We start from the raw sequence: 3,359 nt of genomic DNA on the forward strand, positions 1-3,359 counted from the left end.
CTCACAACGCTACTTCTTAACTTCCATGAAACACCGATGCGGTTTTAAAACAACATATCCGGCAAGCATGGCCAAAGGCCTTTCGGACTTCGACGTCAGCTCCACCCCAGAGGGTGCTCGGAGAATCCAGCCAATCTGGCAGGGTAGTGACACTATCGGGTCCAACCCGCCGTGTCAATAACAACCTGCCGTCTCGTCGGTGAACGGGCTTCTACGGGGGGGTAGGGCCGCTGTCAAACCCCCATTTGCGAGAATTCCACAAAACCTTTCTCAGCTATCCGCGCGGATCCCATTCGCCCGGATCACCTGGCCCCATTTTTCGATCTCACCCGCAATAAACTGCCCGCATTGCTCGGGCGTGCTGGCCACGATGTCGCAACCCTGCTCCTCGATGCGGCTCTTCACCGCCGGTTCGTTGAGCACCTCCACCAGCGCCTCGTTCATTTGCCGCACCAACGCCGCCGGGGTTCCGCTGCGTGCCAGCATGGCCCACCAGGTCGGCGCCTCGAAATTGGCAAACCCCTGCTGGGCAAAACTCTGCGCTCCAGGAACATGGCGGCTTTCGCCGCGTGTGGTCACACCGAGCGGGCGCAACACCCCGGCGCGAATATGCTGTTTCACGATCACCACATTGGTCATGAACAGCGGCACATAGCCACCAGTTGCGTCCCGCACCGCAGGCTCACCGCCGCGATAGGACACATGCAAGAGCCTGAAGCCGGCCATCTGTTGCAGCAGCGTGGTGGACACATGCGCGAGCCCTCCCACACCCACTGTGGCAAAATTGATCGTATCCGGGGCGCGCTTCGCCGCCTCGATCACATCGTGGATACTCCGATAGGGTGTGCTGTGATGCGCCACTAACGCCAATGGCCCGGAGGCCACATGGCAGACAGGAGAAAATGCCTCCAACGTCCGGAAAGGCATTTGCCTCAGCGCCTCATTCGTCACCTGGGGATCATAAATGAAGGTCCAGACGCTGCCATCATTCGGTGCCCGGCTCGCCTCCGTCGCACCCGTGGCACCCGACGCGCCGCCGCGATTTTCGATCATGATGGCCCGCCCCAACACCTCTGCCAGGCGCGGCTGAAACAACCTCGCGATGGTGTCAGTCGAGCCGCCGGCCTGCCAGGGCACGATCAGCCGCAGCGGCCGGTCAGGGAAACCCGCCCCCAGCCCCTGGGCCCGCAAAACCCCTGGCAGCGCCAATCCCGCCGCTGTCATGCTGAAGAGAGAGCGGCGGCGCATGGTGTTATTTCCTTGGCAATTCATCACTCTTGTCCCGATGAGACTGCGTGGGCAACACGCAGCAGCGCAACCCAGGCTGCAGCCTTAGCCATCCGCGGTGATATTATTGGCGCGAATAACCTCGCCCCACTTGGCAATTTCAGTCCGAATAAATGCCTCAGCAGCCGGCGGCGCATTGGCCAGGATTTCAGCCCCCTGATCCGCCATCCTCGCCTGCACCTGAGGCTCGGCCAGCACCCGCGCAATGGCCTGATGCATCCGCGCCGTCACCTCGGGCGCAATCCCCGCCGGGCCCACCATCACCCAATAGGTCAGCGCCTCGAAGCCGGCAAAACCCTGCTCGGCAAAGGGCACCACCCCAGGCAGGAAGCGGCTGGCTGCGGCCTGTGAGACCCCCAGCGCCCGCAACCGCCCCTCCCGAATATGGTTCAGAATGATCACGATATTCGACATGAACAGCGGCACATGCCCGCCCAGCGCATCCTGCAGCGCAGGCCCACCACCGCGATAAGGCACGTGGCTAAGGCGGAAATTCCCACGCATTTGCAGCAGCACTGCGGCAATATGGGCCAGCGATCCTACCCCCGTGGTCGCATAGCCCAACGTCTCTGGCGCGCTTTGGGCCGCGGCCATCACCTGCGCGAGGCTGCGAAACGGCGTGCTCGGATGCGCCGTCAGCGCATAGGGGCAGGTGCCCAGCACCGAGCAGAAGGTGAAGGCCTCCATCACCCGATAGGGCAGGCTCATCAGGGTGTCGTTATTGGCCAGGGTATCATTGGCCAGCAGCCAGGTATTGCCATCCGGTGCCGCCCGCGCCGTCTCAGTGGAACCCACCGAGCCCGAGGCCCCAGCGCGATTATCCACCACAATATTGCGGCCCAAAATCTCCGCTAGCCTCGGCTGGATAATCCGCGCCACCGTGTCATTCGACCCACCAGGGGGGAAGGGCACAATAATGCGGATCGGCCGCTCGCCGGTGTTCTGGGCCAGGGCAGGGCGAGACAGCAGCGCGCCACCCGTGAGCAAACTCGTCCTGCGCAACATGACCGTCATCCTTGTATGTCTCGTTATTTGAGATGTGCGCAAACTTGCGCCCCCAGGCAAGCCCCGCCACGATAACTTCGCATGTCCAGCCCCAACGCCGCCACCGCCCCTCAGCGTCCCAACGCCGCCCTGGCCTTCATGCCTGAGGGCTATTCCACCCGCCATGGCAAGCTCATGGGCCGCCAATCCGCCACCGAGGGCTTTCTGCGCGCCATGATCCACCATGGCGGGGTGGACCGCCATATCGCCTATGCCCTGGCGCCGCAGGCCATGGAGGCCTTCGAGCCCATGGTGCGCGCTTTAGGCGGGCGCGCCCCGGTCAGCGTTATCGCGCCCGGTAATATCGCCGCACTCGGCCGCATCGGCACCTTGCTGCTGCCCCAGCCCAATCTGGGCGAGCATGTCGCATTGCGCGCCCTGGCCCGGGCGGAGCGCGCCTTCAGCATCACCGGCATCACCCATACCCTCTCCTCGCGCGCGGTGATGGCCGGCATTGCCGGTTTGGTCAGCCAGCCGGTGCAGGATTGGGATGCCGTGGTGTGCACCTCACAATCGGCGCGGGCGATGTTCACCACCCTGCTTGCGGCCGAGGAGGAGCGCCTGGCCCGGCGCCTGGGTGCCAGCCGCTTCACCCGCCCCCGCCTGCCTGTCATCCCGCTGGGCATTGATACGGCCAGTTTCGTCTTCCCCCCCGCGATGCGGGCGCAATGGCGCGCCGCCATCGGTGCCGCGCCTGAGGATTTCGTCCTGTTGCATCACGGAAGGGTGAGTTGGCACGCCAAGGCGCATCATTGGCCCATGCTGGCAGCCCTGGGCCGGGTTTCTGCCCGCATGCCGCCCGGTCGGCGGCTGCATCTTCTGGTGGCGGGCTGGAGTTCCAATGAAGGCCAGGAGGCCGCCCTGCGCGCCCAGGCCGCCGCGCTTTGCCCCAATGTCGCCCTGCACCGCGCCGGTGGCCTGCAGCCCGAGCGCCGCCCCGGTGTCTAGGCCGCCGCCGATGCCTTCAGCCTTTTGTCGGACAATATCCAGGAGACCTTTGGCCTGGCCGTGATCGAGGCCATGGCCGC

The 3,359-nt window shown here is 64.6% G+C and carries 3 protein-coding genes and 1 pseudogene; 2 read left to right on the forward strand and 2 right to left on the reverse strand.

The window, feature by feature from the left end; genetic code table 11:
* Positions 1-270: 270 nt before the first annotated feature.
* Positions 271-1,248 (reverse strand): tripartite tricarboxylate transporter substrate-binding protein, encoded by a 978-nt coding sequence (locus tag ABWP84_RS05020; protein ID WP_353210906.1) that lies wholly within the window; start codon positions 1,246-1,248, stop codon positions 271-273.
* Between the two features lie 84 nt (positions 1,249-1,332).
* Entirely contained in the window at positions 1,333-2,292 is a 960-nt protein-coding gene (locus ABWP84_RS05025) for a tripartite tricarboxylate transporter substrate-binding protein (RefSeq protein WP_353210907.1), read from the reverse strand.
* 81 nt (positions 2,293-2,373) lie between these two features.
* Between ABWP84_RS05025 and ABWP84_RS05030 the strand changes: the two genes are divergently transcribed.
* Positions 2,374-3,279 carry a hypothetical protein gene (locus ABWP84_RS05030; RefSeq protein ID WP_353210908.1) on the forward strand — a complete coding sequence of 302 codons (906 nt, stop codon included), beginning with the start codon at positions 2,374-2,376 and terminating at the stop codon, positions 3,277-3,279.
* A 15-nt stretch (positions 3,280-3,294) separates the two neighbouring features.
* Positions 3,295-3,359: pseudogene (locus tag ABWP84_RS05035) on the forward strand (hypothetical protein); the annotation flags it as partial.

Origin of the sequence: Rhodovarius sp. (assembly GCF_040399605.1) — a bacterium.
GTDB lineage: Bacteria > Pseudomonadota > Alphaproteobacteria > Acetobacterales > Acetobacteraceae > Rhodovarius > Rhodovarius crocodyli_A.